Raw genomic sequence first — 20,585 nt, 5'->3', positions numbered from 1 at the left:
GCGCATGTTCATCACGCTCGAGGGCGGGGACAGCGTCGGGAAGACGACGCAGGCAGCCCTGCTCGAGGACTGGCTGACGGGCGAGGGCCGTGAGGTGGTGCGCACGCGCGAGCCAGGCGGCACCCCGCTCGGCGTTGAGGTGCGGAGAATCCTGCTGCACGGCGGCGACGAGATTGGGGCGGTGGATCCGCGCGCGGAGGCGCTGCTGTACGCGGCGGATCGCGCGCAGCACATCGCCCAGATCGTGCGCCCGGCGCTCGCTCGCGGCGCGGTCGTCGTGCAGGATCGCTACATCGATTCCTCCCTCGCCTATCAGGGCGCGGGCCGTGTGCTCGACGTCGACGAGGTGCGGCGCATCAGCGAATGGGCAACCCAGGGGCTCTGGCCCGACCTGACCGTGCTCTTCGACCTCGCACCCGAGGTCGCGGCCACGCGCCGCGCATCGCGTGATGACGACCGCCTTGAGGCCGAAGCGCAGCAGTTCCACGAGGCCGTGCGGAGCGCGTACCGCGAGCTCGCGGCTGCCTCACCCGACCGCTTCCTCGTCGTCGACGCCTCGGGCACCCCCGAGCAGATTCACGCGGTCGTCCGGGCCAGCGTCGCCGAACGACTCTCGGCGGGCTAACGCGCCAAACCGCGGAGGCGCCCACGGCAGCCGCGATCCCGTGCAGCCGTCCGCGGCAGCCTCGCTCCGGGGCATCCGCCCGCCCGACCCACCGCCGCGCTCGCGCCGTGATGCCCGGCCCACCTCCCGGCATGCATCCGCACCCCCCCCGTTTAATCCATTCCGACCCCTCTGTGGCCTTCGTAAGGGTCGGTCTGAATTAATCGGGGCGGAGAGGAATCGAGGCAGGACCCCGCGCGGCAGGACCCCGCGCGGCAGGACCCCGCGGCGCACCGGGCGCACCGGACGCACACCCTGGGATGTGAAGAACCGCTTTTCGTGCGGGCTCGCAAGGAGTACGATTTTCCGCACAGACGCAGCCGGCCGGCGGCGTTCGCGAACGGGGGATCGCCATGCACGAATCGGACACCGGACGCGGGGAATCCCGCTGGCGCACGTTTTGGGGTCGGGGCGGTTGGTGGCGGGCGCTGCTCGTAGTCGCTGGGTATGCGGTGGCCTATCAGCTTGCCCCGTTCGTGTTTCTGCCGGTTACCCGAGAACTCGTAGCCGAGAACGTCTTCGCGACGCCGGGCAGCGTGTTCGCCAGCCTCGGCTTGCCCGTCATGATCGGGGCGGTGATGCTGCTCGCGTTCGCGTGGTCGCTCGGCTGGCTGCCGCGCCCGCTGTTCACCGCGCAGCCGGTCGGGCGTTCCTGGTGGATGTGGCTCGCGCCCGCTGTCGTCATGCTGCCGATCGTGCTGCGACTCATCGGGATCGACTACGGCGCGTACGGCCCAGGGGTCGTCGCGATGGCGTTTGCGTCGGGACTGTTCATCGGGCTCTCCGAAGAGTTGCTCTTTCGCGGCCTAACGGTCTCCCTGCTGCGACGCGGCGGCTACTCCGAGTGGGTCGTGGTGGCGGTGTCCTCGCTGCTGTTCGCGGCGATGCACGCCGTGAATATCTTCACCGGGCAGTCGCTGAACACCGTGCTTGGCACGCTCGCTTACACCTTCGTATTCGGTGTGCTCATGTACCTCGTCATGCGGGTGACGGGCAACCTCATCTGGGCGGTCTTGCTTCACGGCCTCACAGACCCGAGCACTTTTCTCGCAACCGGTGGCATCGACGCGCACGGTGACGGCGGTGGCGCGGGCCTGAGTCTCGAGCTTGCCGGGCCGGCCACGGTGCTGCTCATGTTTAGTGGGCTCGTGATGCTCGTGTTCGTTCGGGGCAAGGCGCGGCGGCTGAGCTAGTCGCTGACACGGGTGCCCCGGTTACTCGTGGCCGCTGCCGAGGGCTGCCGGATCGATGCCGAACAGCGTTTCCAGCGCCTCCGCGGCGTCGGGCACGCGGCCCTCGCGGCCCAGCGAGCGGATCCGCGTCATCGGGGTGTGGAGGAGCTTGCCGGTGAAGCGACGCAGGGCAGCCTCGACCTCCGCGGTGCGAGCGGCAGCGGAACCGGCAGCGGAACCGGCACGCGCGGCGTCTGCGGCCTCGCCTGTGGCCGCGTCTGTGGCGGAGCCCGCTGAGGCATCCGCAGCGGAGCCAGAGGCGATCCTCGCGCGGCAAAGCTCGTCCTCAAGGATCCCGAAGACGTGGGTGCGGAGCGCGAGCAGAGCAGGGAGGGCGTCGCGTTCGGCGCGCGAAGCGGAAAACTCTGCCGCGGCCTGGCTCACGATCTCCTGCGCCTCTGCTGCGGCGCTGAGCTCCGCCACGGGTGCGTGCTTCGCGATCCCCTCGATGTCGAGTAGGTCGATGCCGGGCAGCTCGGCCACCGCGTGATCGATGTTGCGCGGCATGCCGAGGTCGATGAGCAGGCGAGCGCGGTGCGGGTCGGCGATCGGGCGGAGGATCTCGGCGGTGAGCACCGGCTCCTCCGCACGGGTGCACGCGATGACGAGGTCGGCCTCGGCTAACGCGGCCCCCAGATCGTCCCGGTGCGTCACGGCGAGGTCGTGCTGTTCGGCGTAGGCTTCGGCGCGGCCGGAGGGGGAGAACACGCGGATCGTCTCGACGCCGCGGGCCCGGAGCGCGGTCACCGTCGCGCCAGCGTAGGCACCGGTGCCGATGAGGAGCACGCGCACGGTGCCCCAGTCGGGTACCCGGGCCTCGGAGATCCGCAGCGCGAGCCGCACGAGCGAGCGGCCGGCCGAGCGAATGTCGGTGCGGTGCCCGACGTCGCGCGAGGTGCGCGTTGCGGTGCGGAACAGGTGCTCGAGGTCGTGGGTGAGTGTGCCGCGATCGCGGGCGTCGTCGTGCGCGCGCCTGACCTGGCCGGCGATCTCGCTTTCGCCGACGACCGCGGATTCGAGGCCGGCCGCGACCGCGAACAGGTGCTGGGCGGTGGCGTGCTCGGTCGCGAGGGCCGCGACGGCTCTGAGTTCCGCCGCGTCGATGTGTGCGGCGGCCGCAACCCGCGCGAGGATCTCGGCGCTGCGATCCTGCCCGGTTTCCGCGTACACCTCGAACCGGTTGCACGTGGCCACGACGACGGAGCCGGCGGTGAGCGTGGGGTCGTCGAGCCCCGCAGCGATCTCTGTTGAGCGCTTCGAGAGCGACTCGAGGAGCTCAAACGGGGCGCGATCGAGGCTGATGGAAAGCGAAATAAGCATGGAATGATCTCGGTTCGAGCGGGCGGTACGTGGGTCGGCACCCAGCAAACCATCCCAAGCTGAACACATCTGATCTATCACATCAGATCTATGGGTTACTATCTCGATCGATGAAACTTCTCAGCGAAACTCACCCACTTGTCTCCGGCGCAACGAGCGACTCCCCGCTCGTGAAAGCCCTCCGCGGCGAGCGGCCAGAACGCGCCCCCGTATGGCTTATGCGGCAGGCGGGGCGGTCGCTCCCCGAATACCGCGCACTGCGATCTGAGCATCGTATGCTCGACGCCTGTTTGAACCCTGAGGTGGCGAGCGAGATCACGCTGCAGCCCGTCCGCAGGCACGGTGTCGACGCCGCAGTGTTCTTTAGCGATATCGTCGTGCCGCTGCTCATCGCGGGTGTCGACGTCGACCTCGTCGCCGGCACGGGCCCCGTGTTTGCTGAGCCCGTGCGGACCGCCGCGGACGTCGCCAGAGTGAAGGCGGAGTTCACGCCCGAGCGGATGCGGGAGGCGATCGGACCGATCCGCGACGCCGTCGCCCTCACGGTTGCCGAGCTCGGCGAGACCCCGCTCATCGGGTTTGCGGGTGCTCCGTTCACGCTCGCCGCCTACCTCGTTGAGGGCGGGCCGTCGCGCGAGCACCTGCGTGCGCGTGCGCTCATGCACTCGGACCCTGAGACCTGGCGAGAGCTGCTCGCGTGGGCGGCGGATCTCAGCGCGGTCTTCCTCGAAGCACAGATCGAGGCCGGCGCGAGCGCCGTGCAGCTCTTCGACTCGTGGGCGGGCTCGCTGAGCGTGGAGGCGTACCGTGTGAACGTCGCCCCGGCATCGCGACGCGCACTCAGCCTGGCGCGCGAGTTCAGGTTCCCGAACCCGCGGGACGCGGCGACGCAGCTGCGGGTGCCCGTGATCCACTTCGCTGTCGGATCGGGCCACCTGCTTGAGGAGCTCGCCGCTCTCGACCCGGATGCGGTCGGTGTCGACTGGCGGCTCCCGCTGGACGAGGCGAGCGCCCGGCTGCGCGACCTCTTCCCCCTCCAGGGAAACCTCGACCCGGCGTTCCTCAGCGCACCTCCCGCCGTGCTTGAGGCGCACGTCGCCGATGTGCTCGCGCGAGGCGAGCGGGCACCGGCGCACATCCTCAACCTCGGCCACGGCGTCCCGCCAACGACCGACCCCGATGTGCTCACGCGCATCGTGCAGCTCGCGCATGCACGCTAGCCCACACGTCGCCGTTGTCGGCGGCGGCGTCGCAGGCCTCGTCGCTGCACGGGAGCTCGCGCTCGCGGGCGCACGCGTGACGGTCTTCGAAGCGGAGCGTGAGCTCGGCGGGCGGCTCCGCGCGACCGATCTCGCAGGCGCCCAGTTCGACATGGGGGCTGAAGCATTCGCGACCAGGGGTGGCGCGGTTGCCGGACTGCTGTCCGAGCTCGGACTCAGTGAGCACATTGTGCAGCCTGCCGCCGCGGGGGCCTGGGTCGTCGGCGCAGGCGGCGCGCTGCCGCTGCCGCCGGGCGGGGCGCTCGGGATCCCCGCGAGGCCTCTCAGCGCCGCCGCGCGGCGGCACCTGGGCGTGCCAGGCGCGATCCGAGCTGCGCTCGAGCCGCTGCTGCCGCGACTGCGGAACCTGCCAGCTGACACCACCGTTGCCGCGCTCGTGCGCCGCCGCGCTGGCAGCCGGGTGCTCGACCGGCTCGTGCGCCCGATCACGCTGGGGGTCTACTCGACGGGGCCGGAACAGCTGCGGCTCTCCGCGGTGCCCGGACTGCAGGCCGCCGTCGCGCGCACGGGTTCGCTCGTGCGCGGAGCGCGTGAGCTGCGCGACGCGAGTCTGGCCGCCGGCGGCGCGGTCGCGTCGCTCGCCGGCGGCATGACGACCCTCGTCGCCGAACTCAGGGCCGACCTCGAGCGGCTCGGCGTCGAGATGCGTGTCGGCGTGCGGGTCGCCTCGCTGGCCACCGGGCCGGCCGCCGGAGCAGCCGCGGGAACAGCCGCGGCAACAGGTGTGGGATCGGTCGAGGGCGCGCAGTGGATCCTCGCCGATGACACGGGCGAGCTCGTCACGCGGTGCGACGGGGTGGTCCTTGCCGTACCCGAGGCAGCAGCGAATGCCCTCATCGGATCGCTTCGCACGGACGCAGACGCGGCCCAGTCGACGGCCCCGCTGGCGGCCCAGGACCCGCCTGCAGAGCACGCCATCGAGGTGATCGCGCTCGCGGTCGCCGATGCACGGCTTGACGCGGCTCCCCGCGGCACGGGCGCGCTCGTCGCCGCTCGAGCTGGAGCTGGAGCTGGTTCTGACGCGGGCTCGGGCGCTGGGACGGGCGAGCCGATCGCGGCGAAGGCGCTCACACACGTCACCGCGAAGTGGCCGGACCGTGCCGGGCACGTCGCCCCCGGCACACACGTTCTGCGGTTATCGTATGGGCGAGCGGGTCTCGCCCCCGAGACCGCGGGGCTCAGCGACGACGAGGCTGTCGCTCTCGCCCGCAGGGACGCGAGCGCGATCCTCGGTATTGCCATCGCGCCCGAGCACATCGTCGACTGGGCGAGGCAACCCTGGCACGTCGGCGCCCCTCCCGGCCCCACGCCCAGGATCGCCGCCCCCGCGGGCATCGCGCTCGCCGGCGACTGGGTGTTCGGTACGGGGCTTGCCTCCGTGATCCCCGGCGCCCGCGCAGCGGCAACCGAGTTGCTGCGCGCACTCGACCGCGGCGATAGCGCCGCCTCCCACCGCGCCCCGCCTCACGGTGCCGTTCCTCACGGCGTCGTACCCCGCACTGATCCACACCAACGCACCACCGCATCGACCCCCGAAGGCCCGGTATCTCCAGCATGACCAGCTCCACCACTCACACTCCCGGCAGCGTCACCCGTGCAGCGGGGCCCCTCGCCGCGGCCCCTGGGCTGCTCCGGATCGGCACACGCGGCAGCGCGCTCGCCGTCGCCCAGACCACGCGCGTCGCCGAGGCGATCGCCGACGCCACGGGGGTCGACGTCGCGCTCGTGATCATCGCGACCCAGGGCGACGTCTCGCGTGCCCCGCTCGCGCAGCTCGGCGGCACCGGCGTCTTCGTGAGCGCGCTGCGCGAGGCACTCGTCGCGGGGGAGTGCGACCTCGCCGTGCACTCGCTCAAGGATCTCCCGACCGGACCCTGCGACGGCATCGCGCTCGGTGCCGTGCCGGTGCGCGCGGATCCGCGCGACGCGCTCTGCGCACGCGACGGTCTCACGCTCGGGACCCTCCCGATCGGGGCGAAGGTCGGGACCGGATCGCCGCGCCGCGCCGCGCAGCTGCTCGCTCGCCGCCCCGACCTGGCGGTCTCCGACATCCGCGGCAACGTCGATACACGGCTCGCGCGCGTCGACGCGGATCTCGACGCCGTCGTGCTCGCGGCGGCCGGCCTCGACCGGATCGGCCGTGGTGACGCGATCTCCGAGCGATTCGCGCTCGACGTCGCCCCGCCGGCTCCCGGTCAGGGTGCGCTCGCGATCGAGGTCCGCGCCGCCGACGCCGAGTCCGCGCCGTTCGCGCAGGCGCTCGCCGCGCTCAATGACCCGCAGGCACGCGCCGAGGCGATCGCCGAGCGCGTGCTGCTCGGCACCCTCGAAGCGGGCTGTGCCGCGCCGATCGGCGCGTCTGGCAGCATTGCGGACGGGATCCTCACCCTCACCGCCACCGTCTACCGGCTCGACGGCAGCGAACAGCTCACCGCCGCGGCCTCGCTGCCGTGGGACGCGAGTATGCCCGACGGCGCAGCACCGACCGAACTCGGCCGCCAGGTCGCACGGGAACTCCTCGCTCGCGGTGCCGAACAGCTCGCCCCGCTCGGAGCCGCGCGATGACGGACGCCCCGCAGACCGATGTGCAGCCTGACCGGCAGCCCCTCGCGCGGCTGCTCGGAGGCAGACCCGTGCTCGTGCCGCGCGGCGGGGAGCGCGGCGAGGCGATGGCTCTGCTCCTCGCAGAGCACGGCGCGCAGGCAGCGCTCGTGCCCCTCATCGAGCAGGTGCCCCCGCGCGATAACGCCCCGCTGGAGGAATCCGTCACGCAGCTCAACCGCGGAGCATTCGACTGGGTCGCGGTGACGAGCGTGCACGGCGCCCAGGCGCTCATCGCGGCGGGAGCCCGCCCTGGCTCTGCCCGCGTTGCCGCCGTCGGTCCGGCGACAGCCGCCGCGCTCACGACAGCCGGCTTTGCGGTGGATCTCGTGCCGCCCGAGTTCACGGGTGCCGAGCTCGCTGCCCGCCTGATCGACACCATCAGTGCCGAGCGAAGCCCAGGGGGCCGCGTGCTGCTGCCGCTCTCCGAGATCGCCGAACCCACCCTCGAAGAGGGGCTGCGCGCCGCGGGGTTCGCGCCCGACCGGGTCACCGCCTACCGGACGGTCCCAGCCCATGCAGACCCCGCGGCCGACGCCGCGCTTCGCCCCCGCCTCGGGGCCGCCCTCGTGCTGAGCTCGTCGGGGGCGCGTGCCCTCGCCGCGCGCTTCGCCCCGCTGCCACAGACCGTTGTCGTTGTCGCCATCGGTGCGCCCACCGCGCGGGAACTCTCCCGTCTCGGACTCCCACCCGCAGTGATCGCACCCGTGCACACTGCCGCGGGAACGGTCGCAGCCCTCGTCGACTACGCCGCCCGCACCATCAACCCAGAAGGACAAACCACATGACCCCCACGATCCGCCCGCGGCGCCTGCGCGCCACCCCCGCGCTGCGCGGGCTCACGGCCGAAACCCGACTGCACCCGCGCGAGCTCATCCTCCCGATGTTCGTGCGCGAGGGGCTCGCCGAGCCGTTGCCGATCGGCTCGATGCCGGGCGTCGTGCAACACACGCTCGACTCGCTCCGCGCTGCGGCCACGGACGCCGCGGAAGCCGGGGTGGGCGGCGTCATGCTGTTCGGCATTCCTGCCGAGCGCGACGCGCGGGGGAGCGCGGCCGACGACCCGCAGGGCATCCTCAACGTGGCAACAGCCGCTGTTCGTGCCGAGGCCGGCGACGCGCTTGTCGTGCAGACGGACCTCTGCCTCGACGAGTTCACCGACCACGGTCACTGCGGGGTGCTCGGCAGCGACGGGGCCACGGTCGACAACGATGCCACGCTCGACAGGTATCGCGCGATGGCGCTCGCGCAGGCGGAGGCCGGGTCGGAGATCCTCGGGCTCTCCGGCATGATGGACGGGCAGGTCGCCGCGGTGCGAGGCGCACTCGACGAGGCCGGCTTCAACGACACCTCGCTGCTCGCGTACTCCGCGAAGTACGCGTCCGCCTTCTACGGGCCGTTCCGCGAGGCGGTCGACTCGCAGCTCACGGGCGACCGCAAGAGCTACCAGATGGACCCGGCAAACCGGCGCGAGGGGCTCCGCGAGGTCGAGCTCGACATCACCGAGGGCGCCGACATCGTGATGGTGAAGCCGGCGATGAGCTACCTCGACGTGCTCGCGGACGTCGCCGCGATGAGCTCAGTGCCCGTGTGGGCCTACCAGGTCTCGGGCGAAGCCGCGATGATCGAAGCGGCAGCAGCGAACGGCTGGATCGACCGCAGGCGAGCAATCGAGGAATCGGTGGTCGGTATCAAACGGGCCGGGGCCGATGCGATCCTCAGCTACTTCGCGACCGAGCTCGCGGGGTGGCTCCGATGAGCGCCGCGCAGCAGGCCGCAGCGTCGCAGGCCGCAGCGTCGCACCCCGCAGCGTCTCACCCCGATGGGCCGGAGCGCGCAAGCCAGCCGACCGCCCGCAGCGCCGAATACGCTGCGAGAGCCTCGAACGTCATCCCCGGCGGCGTGAACTCGCCAGTGCGGGCCTTCGGGTCAGTCGGCGGCACACCGAGGTTCTTCGTGCGCGGCAGCGGTGCGACGGTGACTGACGCCGACGGCACCGAGTACGTCGATCTCGTCGGCGCGTGGGGGCCGGCGCTGCTTGGGCACGCGCACCCCGCAGTGGTGGCGGCCGTGCAGGAGGCGGCGGGCAACGGGCTGGGCTTCGGTGCGTCGGTGCCGGGCGAGTTTGAACTCGCCGAGGAGATCATCGCCCGCATGCCCGACGTCGAACGCGTGCGGCTCGTGTCGACAGGCACGGAGGCGACGATGACGGCGATCCGGATCGCCCGCGGCGCAACCTCGCGGCCGCTCATCATCAAGTTCGCCGGGCACTACCACGGCCACTCTGACGGGCTACTCGCAGCTGCAGGCTCTGGGCTCGCGACTTTCGGACTCCCCGGCTCCGCGGGCGTCACCGCCGAGAACGCCGCGCAAACCCTCGTGTTGCCCTACAACGATCTCGCAGCGCTCGAACACGCCTTCCAATCGCACGAGGGGCAGATCGCGGCGGTCATCACCGAATCGGCAGCGGCGAACATGGGCATCCTGCCGCCGGACCCGGGCTTCACCGAGGGCCTGATCCGCACGGCGCACGCGCACGGCGCGCTTGTCATCACCGACGAGGTGCTCACCGGGTTCCGGGCGAGCGCTGCAGGCTTCTGGGGGATCGAACGCGAGACCATGCCGACCGGGCTCGCACCAGACCTCTTCACCTTTGGGAAGGTCGTCGGCGGCGGGCTGCCGCTCGCAGCCATCGGAGGTCGGCGAGACCTCATGGAGCTGCTCGCGCCGCTCGGCCCGGTGTATCAGGGCGGGACGCTCTCGGGCAATCCGCTCGCGGTTGCCGCGGGGCTCGCGACGCTGCGGGGCGCCGACGCCGCCGTCTACGAACGACTCGCGGCGGCGGCTGACGCGCTCGCCGTGGAGGTCGAGGACGCGCTCACCGCGGCCGGAGTTGCGCACCGCGTGCAGCGTGCCGGCACGCTGCTCAGCGTGCTGTTTGGGGATTACCCGGTCGCGCCAGCAAACTACGACGACGTGCTGCGGCAGAACACCGACCAGCACCGCGCGTTCTTCCACGCCATGCTCGCCGGCGGCGTGAACCTCCCACCGAGCGCGTTCGAGGCGTGGTTCGTGAGCGCCGCACACGACGATCGGGCCATCGGGCGCATCGCAGAGGTGCTGCCGGCTGCCGCTCGGGCCGCGGCCGCGGTCTGACACCGCGGGACCTCAGCACAGAAAAGGGGGAGGGTGCCACCTGACGGTGACACCCTCCCCCTTTCGCGCCTCGCGAGTTACTCGGCGATGACCGGGCCGAAGGCCGCGGGCAGCGTCGCGTTCACCGCGGTGCGGAGCTCAGCGAGCGGCAGCGTGAAGCGATCCTGCAGCTCGAGTGCCGCGTCGTCGCCCGACTGGTCGGTGACGCCGATCTTCAGCACGGGGTAGTTGCGGCCCTCGCAGAGTCCACGGAACTTCACGTCCTCCTCGTGGGGCACCGCGACGAGCACGCGGCCCTGCGACTCCGAGAAGAGAGCGGCAACAGCGTCGACACCGTCGCGCTGCATGATTTCGTCGATCCACACGCGAGCGCCGACACCGAAGCGGAGCACGCCGTCGACGAGGGTCTGCGCGAGGCCACCCTCGGAGAGGTCGACCGCTGCGGAGAGCAGGCCGCCCTGCGAAGCCGCGTGGAGCAGCTCAGCGAGCGTGCGCTCGGCGTCGAGGTCAGCCTTCGGGGGCACGCCACCGAGGTGCGAGTGCACCGACTCAGCCCAGGCCGAGCCGTCGAGCTCGTCGCGGGTGACGCCGAGGAGGTACAGGTGCTCGCCCTGATCCTGCCAGCCCGAGGGCACGCGACGCGCGACGTCGTCGATGATGCCGAGCACGCCAACGACGGGGGTCGGGTGGATCGGGGTGTCACCGGTCTGGTTGTACATCGAGACGTTGCCGCCCGTGACCGGGACCTCGAGGTGGAGGCAGGCGTCCGAGAGGCCCTCGACGGTCTGCGCGAACTGCCACATGACCTCGGGGTTCTCGGGGCTGCCGAAGTTCAGGCAGTCGGTGACGGCGGTCGGGACCGCGCCGGTGGTTGCGACGTTACGGTACGCCTCGCCGAGGGCGATCTGTGCGCCGACGTACGGGTCGAGGTACGAGTAGCGGCCGTTCGCGTCGGTCGAGATCGCGATGCCGAGGCCGGTCTCCTCGTCGACGCGGATCATGCCCGCGCCGTCGGGGAAGGACAGCGCGGTGTTGCCGCCGACGTAGTAGTCGTACTGGTTCGTCACCCACGACAGGTCCGCCTGGTTCGGCGCGCTCGTCACGGTGAGCAGCTGCTCGCGGAGCGCGTCGGCCGAGCCGTTGCGCTCGAGGCCCGCTGCGTTCACGGTGTCGGCCTTGAGAGCGTCCATCCACGTCGGGTAGGCGACCGGGCGGTCGTAGACCGGGCCATCAACCGCGACCGTGGAGGGATCGACGTTCACGATCTCCTCGCCCTGCCAGTTGATGATGAGGCGGTTGGTGTCGGTGACCTCGCCGAGCACGCTTGCCTCGACGTCCCACTTCTTCGCGACCGCGAGGAACGCGTCGAGCTTCTCGGGCGCGACGATTGCCATCATGCGCTCCTGGCTCTCCGACATGAGGATCTCCTCAGCGGTGAGCGAGGGATCGCGCAGCAGCACGCTATCGAGCTCGACGAACATGCCGCCGTCGCCGTTTGCGGCGAGCTCCGAGGTGGCGCAGGAGATGCCAGCCGCGCCGAGATCCTGGATGCCCTCGACGAGGTCAGCCTGGAACATCTCGAGGCAGGCCTCGATGAGCACCTTCTCCGCGAAGGGGTCGCCGACCTGTACCGCGGGGCGCTTCGACGGGCCGTCCTCCTCGAAGCTCGAGGAGGAGAGCACCGAGGCGCCGCCGATGCCGTCGCCGCCGGTGCGCGCGCCGAAGAGCACGACCTTGTTGCCGAGGCCCGAAGCGTTTGCGGTGTGGAGATCCTCGTGGCGGAGCACTCCGACACCGAGGGCGTTCACGAGCGGGTTGCCCTGGTAGACCGAGTCGAACACGGTCTCGCCGCCGATGTTCGGCAGGCCCAGGCAGTTCGCGTACGACGAGATGCCGGCGACGGCGCCGTGCACAACGCGTGCGGTGTCCGGGTGATCGATCGCTCCGAAGCGCAGCTGATCCATGACCGCGACGGGGCGAGCGCCCATCGAGATGATGTCGCGGATGATGCCACCGACGCCGGTTGCAGCTCCCTGGAACGGCTCGATGTAGGAGGGGCTGTTGTGGCTCTCGACCTTGAAGGTCACCGCCCAGCCCTCACCGACGTCGACGACGCCAGCGTTCTCACCGATGCCGACGAGCAGGCGCTCGCGCATCTTGTCGTTGACCTTCTTGCCGAACTGGCGAAGGTAGGGCTTGGAAGACTTGTACGAGCAGTGCTCGGACCACATCACCGAGTACATGGCGAGCTCGCCAGAGGTCGGGCGGCGGCCGAGGATCTCGCGGATCTTCTCGTACTCGTTGGTCTGGAGTCCGAGGGCCGCGTACGGCTGCTCTTTCTCGGGGGTGGCAGCCGCGTCGGCGACCGTATCGGGGCGGGATGAAGAGGCAGCGAAGTCAGTCACCCCCCAAGTCTACGCCGCTTTGCGCTGACGGTTTGCCCCCGCCGCGACGACCGGGGAGAAGCCCTGAGTTTCGACCCGAACAAACGATTTCTCACAGTTCGCAGCCCGCAAGTGCCAGACTGGGGGTATGAGCGAAAATCACGCCCCGCAGGACGTTCGTGAGGCAGGCCCGGCTGGTACCCAGCTCGGTGCCTCGCCGGAAGCTGCCCCTGGCAAGAAGAAGCTGTCAGTGTTTCTCCGCGTCAGCATCATCTTGCTGATCGGCCTCACACTGGCCTCGATCTCGCTGCTGTTCATTGGCGACTTCGAGGGCCGCTTCGAGCGAGTCTTCTCGACCTTTGCGCTGTTCGCCGTCTTCGTCGTACTGACGGCGGTCGACACCAGCCGTGAACGCGCAAACGAGTGGTACGCGCCCGTGGCACTCATTGCGAACACGTACATCCTGGGGCTGCTGCTCGTCGTGATCTGGATGACGCCATACGATCCGTTCTCGCTCGTGCTCGAGATCTTCTGGAAGTCGCTCCTGGTCATCGCCGTGACGCGCCTCGTTATCGTGTGCTGCGAGGTGCTGCTGCGCCTCGGGGACGAGTCCGACGACGCCGGCAACCGCTTCGCGTTTATCACGAGCGTGTTGGCAGTGCTTTCTGGCATCCTGTTCACCGCACCCGTAGGGATCGAGGCCTTCAGCCTGCACATCCCTGATCTCTACTGGAAGATCGCCACGGCGGTCCTCATCCTTACCGCGCTGGGGCTGTCGGTGACGCTGCTGCTGCGCTGGGCGAACGGTTCCGATGAGCGGGCACGCAAGCGCGCGACCGCCGCGGGGCAGGCGCACACGCGCGCGACCGCCGCGGGGCAGGCGCACACGCGCGCGGACGCCGCGGCGCAGGCCGCTGCGGCGCAGGCCGCTGCGGCGTCCCAGGCCTCGCCGCAGCCCGCGCAGCTCGCCCAGCTGAACCAGCAGCCCGCGCAGCTCGATCAGCAGCTTTCCCAGCCGATCCAGCCCGGCCAGCAAGCCCCGCAGCCACTCGCACCCGGCGCGCCCATCGCGAATGCGGACGGCGTCGTGCTGCTGCCGTGGCCGACGTTCGCCGACGGCCGACCGATCCCGGCACGCCCCGACGGGCAGCCGGACTTCTCGGTGCCCGGGGCCCCGCTGCCGCCTCAGCTGTAGCCGGAGCGGTTGCTGCGGGCGGAGCGGGGCCGATGGCGCGGGGCCGATGGAGCGGGGCCGGCGGAGCCGCGAGGGCTGCCCACGCGGTTCTAGAATGGCCGGGTGACTGTTGCAGACTCCCCGCTGATCCGCCCTATCCGAACCGAGGAATACCCAGCCGAGGCGCAGTTGCTCCGGGCCGCGTACTCCGCGGGCCCGTATGCAGCAGAGCTCGCGGGGAACGCTGAGTGGGAACGATCCGAGAGCGACACCGCTGGCCGCGATGCTGACGGCAGGGTGCTCGTGTTCGAGGATGCCGGTGAGATCCTCGGCGCGGCATCGGTGCTGCGCCCAGACAGTTCCCACGCGAAGCTCGCCGTGCCAGGGGAGGCGGAGCTGCGGCTCCTTGCGGTCTCTCCCGCCGCGCAGGGACGCGGGATTGGCGAGGCGCTTGTGCGTGCCGGCCTCGAAGAGGCGCTCCGCTGGGGCGTGAGCGCGCTGCGGCTCGACACTGGCTCGCGCAATCCCGCCCAGCGGCTCTACGAGCGGCTCGGATTCGAGCACACTCACGAACTCGACAGTGCGCGTTCGGCCTCGGGCTATGGGAGCTCGCTCACGTACCGGTACCCGCTGCAGGAACGCCCGGACGTGCGGGTGCGGCTGATCCGCGAGGACGAGATCGGTACGGTGAGTGACATGGTGCTCGCCGCCTATCGCGATGACTACGCGCACCTGGATGCGTCGTACCTCGCCGTCATCGCCGACGTTGCGTCGCGGGCAGCCACGTGGCTCGTGTGGGTGGCCGAAGATGTCGTCACGGGCGAGCTGCTCGGCACGGTGACGACGCCCCGGCAGCGGGAGCTCATCACGCTGGTTTCGGAGCCGGGAGAGATGGATATCCGGCTGCTCGGTGTTGCGCGTGCCGCGCGCGGGCGGGGGATCGGCGAGCTGCTCACCAGGCACAGCCTGCGACTGGCGAGGATCCGCGGAGCGAAGCAGCTGTCGCTTGAGACGAGCCCGATGATGCCGGGTGCCGTGAGGCTGTACGAACGGCTCGGATTCGACCGGCTCCCGGACCGCGAGCGGTTGATCCACCTCGACGATGGCTCGGAGCTGCAGCTGCTCGCCTACGGATACGCGCTGAGGGCGCACGCTGAAACCCCTGTTCCTAGTAACAAATAGCGCACCCCTCTTGAACATCAGATGAATTCAAGGTTAGGCTTACCTAAGCAGGAACCGATGATGGGAATTTGCCCAGTGCACGGGCCCTCTCTTGGAACCTCGTTACTTCCACCCGGAAGTTGGCGTGCCATCAACTGACTTCGTACTAAGGAATTCATTCATCGTGACTCTCCGTACCTCCCGCAGGCCGCGCCTGCTGAGCATCGCAGCGCTCGCCGCCGGTGCAGCCCTCGTCCTCTCCGCCTGCAGCTCGACGCCCGCGGAAGAATCCGAGACGAAGCCCGCCGAGGGCTCGAGCTCAACGGTTTCGATCACCGATAACTACGGCACCGTTGAGGTCCCAGTGAACCCCGAGACCGTCGTCGCCCTCGACAACCACCTCTTTGAAACCCTCGACAGCTGGAACGTCGAGCTCGCTGCAGCCCCGAAGGGCATCATGGGTTCGGTCTGGCCGGGCTACACCGACAACGACGCTGTCGTAGACGTTGGCTCGCACCGCGAACCCAACCTCGAAGCGATCGTCGCCGCTGAGCCCGACGTCATTTTCGCCGGGTACCGCTTCAGCAGCCACTACGAAGACATCAAGAAGCAGAACCCCGACGCCGTCGTGCTCGACTTCTCGCCCCGTGATGGCGAGGACCTCATGAGCGAGCTCAAGCGCAGCACCACCATCCTCGGCGAGATCTTCGACCACAAGAACGAGGCAGCCGAGCTGAACACCAAGTTCGACGCGGCGATTGCCGACGCGAAGCAGGCCTACAACGGCACCGACACCGTCATGGGGCTCATCACCTCCGGCGGCAAGGTTGAGTACGTCGCAGCCACCACCGGCCGCAGCGTTGGCCCGGTATTCCCCGCACTCGGACTCGTTCCCGCCATCGAGCAGGAGGCCGAAGACACCTCGCACGGCGATGACATCTCGGTCGAGGCCATCGCCGCGGCGAACCCCGACTGGGCGATCGTGCTTGACCGCGACGCCTCGTTCGCCCCCGAAGATCTCGAGCCGGGCGCAGCGCCCGCAGACGAGCTCATTGCCGGCTCGGAGGCACTCCAGAAGGTCACCGCGGTTGAGAAGGGGCAGATCGTCTACCTCGACGCAAACTTCTACCTCACCGAAGATATCCAGGCTTACACAGCCCTCTTCGAGCAGATCCGGGACGCCTTCCAGGCTGCGTGAAACAGATGAATCAGGCCACCGAACCCGGTGGCGGAGAGGCGCCCGCTTCATTAAGCGGGCGCCCTCGTGTTGCCGGGAGAAACAGTTCAGGGATCGCCGCGATCTCGCCAAAAGACATCGAGGTCCCTGAGGCTCCCCGCACGAAGGTGTGGCCGCTCGCCATCGCCATTGTGGTGGTGGCGGGTCTGCTCGTGCTCTCCCTCTTCGTCGGCGTGTACGACATCTCCGAGGGCGAGATGGGGAGCGAGATGATCTGGATCACCCGCGTGCCGCGCACCCTCGCGCTGCTGCTCGCGGGAGCCGCGATGGCGGCGAGCGGACTCGTCATGCAGATGCTCACCCAGAACCGTTTCGTCGACGCAACCACCTCGGGCACGACGGAATGGGCGGCGCTCGGGCTGCTGCTCACGACCCTCCTGGTGCCCGACTTCGGCCTCGTCGGGCGCATGGTCGTCTCGAGCGTGTTCGCCTTCGTCGGGGCGATGACGTTCATGCTCATTCTGCGGCGGATCGTGATCCGATCCACCCTCGTCGTGCCCCTCATCGGCATCATGCTCGGGGCCGTCGTCAGCGCCGTGACCACCTTCCTCGCGGTGCAGTTCAACCTGCTCCAGATGGTGGGCACCTGGTTCATGGGCAGCTTCACGAGCGTCGTCCGCGGCCGCTACGAGGTGCTGTGGATCGTCGCGATCGTCACCCTCCTCGTCTTCCTGCTCGCCGACCGGATCACCGTGGCCGGGCTCGGCCGAGACGTCGCTACGAGCGTCGGGATGCGGTACGAGACGATCCTCATCGCTGGCACCGCGCTCGTCGCCGTAGCCGCCGGCGTGACGACGGTCGTCGTCGGCTTCCTGCCCTTCATTGGGCTCGTGGTGCCGAACATCGTCGCGATGCTCCGCGGCGACAACGTGCGGAGCAACCTGCCGTGGGTCTGCATCGGCGGCATCGCCCTAGTCACCGCGTGCGACCTCGTCGGGCGAACGATCCGGATGCCGTTTGAGGTGCCAGTGTCGATGGTGCTCGGGATGATCGGCTCGGTCGTGTTCATCGCCATTCTCTTGAGGAGCAGGGTCCGTGACTGATATCGCAAGGCTCAGCCCGGAGGGCGTGCTCCCAGAGGGCCCCGATCCCAGCCCATCGCGCCTCCGCCAGGCGCTCCCCGTCATCATTGTGTTCTCGGCCGCGATCCTCTTCGCCATCGCGATCCTCGTCTACGGCAACCCCGCAGCCCCCGGGAGTGACGGATACTGGGTGATCGTGCGGTCGCGCCTCGGGTCTCTCGGCACGATCGCACTCGTCGCGGTCTGCCAGGCGGTCGCCACCGTCCTGTTCCATACGGCGACATCGAACCGGATCCTCACCCCGTCGATCCTCGGCTTCGACGCGCTCTACGTGCTCACCCAGACCGCGCTGGTGTTCTTCTTCGGGTCGGCGGCGGCGGGACTCGAGGGGATCCCGAAGATTCTCGCGCAGAGCGGGCTCATGATCCTCTTCGCGACCGGACTGTACGGCTGGCTGTTCTCGGGCAAGCGCGCGAACCTCCACCTCCTGCTGCTCGTGGGCATCGTGCTTGGCATTGGGTTCGGATCGGTGTCGACGTTCATGCAGCGGATGCTGACGCCAAGCGACTTCGACGTGCTCAGCGCGAAGCTGTTCGGCAGCATTGGCCAGGGCAATATCGCGTACCTGCCCTACGCTGCGGCAATCGCGCTCGCAGTGTTCATCTATGTGTGGCGCAAGCGCAAGACCTACGATGTCGTCGCTCTCGGCCGCGACACCGCGGTGAGCCTCGGCATCAACTACCGCCGCGAGGTGGTGATCGTGCTCGTGCTCGTCTCAGTGCTCATCTCGGTCTCGGTCACGATGGTCGGGCCGATGACCTTCTACGGCTTCTTGGTTGCGACCCTCGCATACCAATTCGCGCGCAACGACTCGCACGGCGAGATCCTTCCGCTCGCGATCGGCATCGGCCTCGTCACCCTCATCGGCGCGACGTTCGTGCTCAAACACATCTTTTCCGCGGGTGGCCTCGTCACCGTCATCATCGAGTTCGCGGGCGGTCTGCTCTTCCTCATCGTGCTGCTCAGAAAGGGGCTGCGTTGATCCAGCTCACATCAATTGGCAAGAACTACGCGGGTAAGCGCGTGCTCGGGCCTGTCGATCTTACGATCGAGCCCGGCGGGATCACCGCGCTCATCGGACCGAACGGTGCCGGGAAGTCGACGATGCTCACGATCATTGGCCGTCTCCTCAGCGCGGACGAGGGGCAGGTCACCGTTGGGGGACTCGACGTTGCCACCGCGAAGCCGAAGACGCTTGCGCAGATGGTGTCGATCCTCCGCCAAGAAAACCACTTCATGGCGCGGCTGACGGTGCGCCAGCTCGTGACGTTTGGGCGCTTCCCGCACTCGGCCGGCCGCACGACGGAGGCGGATCGGCGCGCGATCCACGCCGCAATCGCGTTCCTCGATCTCGCCGGCATGGAGGATCGTTTCATCGACGAACTCTCCGGCGGGCAGCGGCAGCGCGCCTTTGTCGCGATGGTGCTCGCGCAAGACACCAACTATGTGTTGCTCGATGAGCCGCTGACGGGGCTCGACATGCGCCACGCGGCCGGCATGATGCGGCAGCTGCGTGCGGCGGCCGATGCGCTCGGGAAGACGATCGTGCTTGTCGTGCACGACGTGAACTTCGCCTCCGCGTACGCCGATCGCATCATTGCGCTCGCGGACGGCGAGCTCGTGGCGTCTGGCACGCCCGAGGAGATTATGACGCCGGAGGTGCTCGAGCGGGTGTTCGGCACCGAGGTTGAGGTGATCGAGCACGCGGGCCACAAGGTCGCGATCTACTACCGCGTGTAGGTTGCGCTCCTGCCCACCCATTCCGACCCGTTTTTTCTATTCCGAGCCCTGCGCAGGCCGCGCAAGGCTCGGAATAGAAAAATAGGGGCACGGAGGATGCCGGAAGGGGGCGCAGCGGCGGCACCCACCGCACCCAGACGCAGAAAGGGCCGGGGAGCAGTAGCTCTCCCGGCCCTTGCCGTGCGCGGCCCGAGGGCCAGTCGCCGCTAGACGCGCGCGGCGATTGCGTTCAGTGCGCTCTCGAAGAAGCCAAGACCGTCGACGCCCGAGCGCATGGCCTCGGGGGTGTTCGGGCCGAAGCCCTCCTCGATGGCGTGCTCGGGGTGCGGCATGAGGCCGACCACGTTGCCCGCGGGGTTCGTGAGCCCGGCGATGTCGTTGAGCGAGCCGTTCGGGTTGATTCCGGCGTAGCGGAATGCCACGAGGCCGTCGCCCTCGAGCTGCTTGAGGGTCTCGTCGCTCGCGATGTAGCCGCCGTCGCCGTTCTTCAGGGGGATGACAATTTCCTGCCCCTGCTCGAACGTGTTCGTCCACGCGGTCGAAGCGTTCTCCACAACAAGGCGCTGGTCGCGGCGAATGAACTGCTGGTGCGCGTTGCGGATCAGTCCGCCGGGCAGCAGCTTCGCCTCGACGAGCATCTGGAAACCATTGCAGATGCCGAGCACGGGCATGCCCTTGCCCGCCGCGTCGATGACCTCGGTCATGATGGGAGCGAGCGCGGCGATCGCGCCGGGGCGCAGGTAGTCGCCGTAGCTGAAGCCGCCGGGGAGGATGATCGCGTCGACGTTCTGCACATCGTGGTCTGCGTGCCAGAGCGCAACGGGCTCCGCGCCGATGAGGCGAACCGCGCGCTGTGCATCGCGGTCGTCAAGCGACCCGGGGAAGGTGACTACACCGATACGGGTCGCCATTAGCGTGCCTCGACTGCGACACCGTCGACGGAGATCGCGACGACGTCTTCGATCACCGAGTTCGACATGATCTCGTCGGCAACCTGGCGGACCTCAGCGAGCACCGCTTCGGTGACCTCGCCCTGCACGGTGAACTCGAAGCGCTTACCGATGCGTACGTTCTCAAACTTGCCGTGACCGAGACGCTCGAGCGCCCCCGTCGTCGCCTTACCCTGCGGGTCGAGGAGTTCGGCCTTGGGCATGACATCAACAACAATCGTGGGCAAGGAGTGCCTCCAGGTTCGCGAAATAAACGGGATGCGTACCGAATAAGTCTACCCTGGGCAGAGCGGTGGTTTTCCGCCTCCGCCACGCCGGTTCCGCTCGCATCGGAGGATCCAATGACCTCACGCTTTCTGCACTCCGCAACCCCGATCGTCGCAGCCCCGATGGCGGGCGGGGCGACGACCGTGGCGCTGACCGCGGCCGCCAGCGCAGCGGGTGCCTTCGGGTTTCTCCCGGCCGGATACCGGAGCGCACCGCAGCTGGCCGCCGACATCAGTGAACTCCGCACGCACACGGGGGAGTTCGGCGTGAACCTGTTCGTGCCTGACCGCGCGGCGGTCGACGTTGCGGCGTTCGCGCGGTACGCCGCGTCGATCGC

The 20,585-nt window shown here is 69.4% G+C and carries 19 protein-coding genes; 15 read left to right on the top strand and 4 right to left on the bottom strand.

Annotation, left to right across the window (positions count from 1 at the left end):
• Positions 1-4: 4 nt before the first annotated feature.
• Both tmk and ACI1US_RS03315 read left to right on the top strand, forming a co-directional pair.
• A complete protein-coding gene (gene tmk / locus ACI1US_RS03320) occupies positions 5-625 on the top strand; it encodes a dTMP kinase (protein WP_416550091.1) in 621 nt (206 codons plus the stop codon).
• A 392-nt stretch (positions 626-1,017) separates the two neighbouring features.
• Positions 1,018-1,857, top strand: coding sequence for a lysostaphin resistance A-like protein (locus ACI1US_RS03315; RefSeq protein WP_461638141.1), 840 nt, complete (start codon positions 1,018-1,020; stop codon positions 1,855-1,857).
• A 21-nt stretch (positions 1,858-1,878) separates the two neighbouring features.
• Here ACI1US_RS03315 and ACI1US_RS03310 read toward each other — a convergent pair whose 3' ends face one another.
• Positions 1,879-3,216, bottom strand: coding sequence for a glutamyl-tRNA reductase (locus ACI1US_RS03310; protein ID WP_461638139.1), 1,338 nt, complete (start codon positions 3,214-3,216; stop codon positions 1,879-1,881).
• Between the two features lie 110 nt (positions 3,217-3,326).
• Here ACI1US_RS03310 and hemE point away from each other — a divergent pair, with 110 nt between their 5' ends.
• Genes hemE through ACI1US_RS03280 form a run of 6 tightly spaced genes read left to right on the top strand, consistent with a single transcriptional unit; the run spans position 3,327 to position 10,253 of the window.
• On the top strand, positions 3,327-4,436 hold the full coding sequence (gene hemE / locus ACI1US_RS03305) for a uroporphyrinogen decarboxylase (RefSeq protein ID WP_461638137.1): 1,110 nt from the start codon (positions 3,327-3,329) through the stop codon (positions 4,434-4,436).
• Complete coding sequence (locus ACI1US_RS03300) at positions 4,426-6,054, top strand: protoporphyrinogen/coproporphyrinogen oxidase (protein ID WP_461638135.1); 1,629 nt, start codon at positions 4,426-4,428, stop codon at positions 6,052-6,054. Before hemE ends, ACI1US_RS03300 begins: the two co-directional genes overlap by 11 nt.
• Positions 6,051-7,061, top strand: a complete 1,011-nt coding sequence (hemC, locus tag ACI1US_RS03295) for a hydroxymethylbilane synthase (RefSeq protein WP_461638133.1) — start codon at positions 6,051-6,053, stop codon at positions 7,059-7,061. Before ACI1US_RS03300 ends, hemC begins: the two co-directional genes overlap by 4 nt.
• On the top strand, positions 7,058-7,885 hold the full coding sequence (locus tag ACI1US_RS03290; protein WP_461638131.1) for a uroporphyrinogen-III synthase: 828 nt from the start codon (positions 7,058-7,060) through the stop codon (positions 7,883-7,885). The genes hemC and ACI1US_RS03290 overlap by 4 nt, the downstream gene beginning before the upstream one ends.
• A complete protein-coding gene (gene hemB / locus ACI1US_RS03285) occupies positions 7,882-8,856 on the top strand; it encodes a porphobilinogen synthase (protein WP_461638129.1) in 975 nt (324 codons plus the stop codon). Before ACI1US_RS03290 ends, hemB begins: the two co-directional genes overlap by 4 nt.
• Positions 8,853-10,253, top strand: a complete 1,401-nt coding sequence (locus ACI1US_RS03280) for a glutamate-1-semialdehyde 2,1-aminomutase (protein WP_461638127.1) — start codon at positions 8,853-8,855, stop codon at positions 10,251-10,253. Before hemB ends, ACI1US_RS03280 begins: the two co-directional genes overlap by 4 nt.
• Before the next feature lie 77 nt (positions 10,254-10,330).
• Here ACI1US_RS03280 and purL read toward each other — a convergent pair whose 3' ends face one another.
• On the bottom strand, positions 10,331-12,658 hold the full coding sequence (gene purL, locus ACI1US_RS03275; RefSeq protein WP_416550093.1) for a phosphoribosylformylglycinamidine synthase subunit PurL: 2,328 nt from the start codon (positions 12,656-12,658) through the stop codon (positions 10,331-10,333).
• Positions 12,659-12,785: 127 nt separating this feature from the next.
• Between purL and ACI1US_RS03270 the strand changes: the two genes are divergently transcribed.
• From ACI1US_RS03270 to ACI1US_RS03245, 6 genes are all read left to right on the top strand, one after another.
• Positions 12,786-13,832: a hypothetical protein gene (locus ACI1US_RS03270; RefSeq protein WP_461638125.1), complete on the top strand. Its 1,047-nt coding sequence runs from the start codon at positions 12,786-12,788 to the stop codon at positions 13,830-13,832.
• A 102-nt stretch (positions 13,833-13,934) separates the two neighbouring features.
• Positions 13,935-14,993, top strand: coding sequence for a GNAT family N-acetyltransferase (locus ACI1US_RS03265; RefSeq protein ID WP_461638124.1), 1,059 nt, complete (start codon positions 13,935-13,937; stop codon positions 14,991-14,993).
• A gap of 163 nt (positions 14,994-15,156) precedes the next feature.
• Positions 15,157-16,170: a siderophore ABC transporter substrate-binding protein gene (locus ACI1US_RS03260; protein ID WP_461638122.1), complete on the top strand. Its 1,014-nt coding sequence runs from the start codon at positions 15,157-15,159 to the stop codon at positions 16,168-16,170.
• Between the two features lie 5 nt (positions 16,171-16,175).
• The gene (locus ACI1US_RS03255; protein WP_461638120.1) at positions 16,176-17,252 is read left to right on the top strand and encodes an iron chelate uptake ABC transporter family permease subunit; all 1,077 of its coding nucleotides are present in this window, start codon (positions 16,176-16,178) and stop codon (positions 17,250-17,252) included.
• Complete coding sequence (locus ACI1US_RS03250) at positions 17,245-18,273, top strand: iron chelate uptake ABC transporter family permease subunit (protein WP_461638118.1); 1,029 nt, start codon at positions 17,245-17,247, stop codon at positions 18,271-18,273. Before ACI1US_RS03255 ends, ACI1US_RS03250 begins: the two co-directional genes overlap by 8 nt.
• The gene (locus tag ACI1US_RS03245; protein ID WP_461638117.1) at positions 18,270-19,031 is read left to right on the top strand and encodes an iron ABC transporter ATP-binding protein; all 762 of its coding nucleotides are present in this window, start codon (positions 18,270-18,272) and stop codon (positions 19,029-19,031) included. Before ACI1US_RS03250 ends, ACI1US_RS03245 begins: the two co-directional genes overlap by 4 nt.
• Positions 19,032-19,237: 206 nt before the next feature.
• On the opposite strand, the gene purQ is transcribed toward ACI1US_RS03245, so the two are convergent.
• The gene (purQ, locus tag ACI1US_RS03240; protein ID WP_416550094.1) at positions 19,238-19,942 is read right to left on the bottom strand and encodes a phosphoribosylformylglycinamidine synthase subunit PurQ; all 705 of its coding nucleotides are present in this window, start codon (positions 19,940-19,942) and stop codon (positions 19,238-19,240) included.
• The gene (purS, locus tag ACI1US_RS03235) at positions 19,942-20,208 is read right to left on the bottom strand and encodes a phosphoribosylformylglycinamidine synthase subunit PurS (protein WP_416550095.1); all 267 of its coding nucleotides are present in this window, start codon (positions 20,206-20,208) and stop codon (positions 19,942-19,944) included. Before purS ends, purQ begins: the two co-directional genes overlap by 1 nt.
• Positions 20,209-20,322: 114 nt before the next feature.
• On the opposite strand from purS, the gene ACI1US_RS03230 reads away from it, so the two are divergent.
• Positions 20,323-20,585 (top strand): nitronate monooxygenase (locus tag ACI1US_RS03230; protein WP_461638114.1); only part of this gene is annotated, 263 nt, incomplete at its 3' end.

The organism is Leucobacter sp. BZR 635, from assembly GCF_048061935.2.
GTDB lineage: Bacteria > Actinomycetota > Actinomycetes > Actinomycetales > Microbacteriaceae > Leucobacter.
Note: the sequence above shows the minus strand (reverse complement) of the source record. Positions and strands in the feature narration are given on the sequence as shown.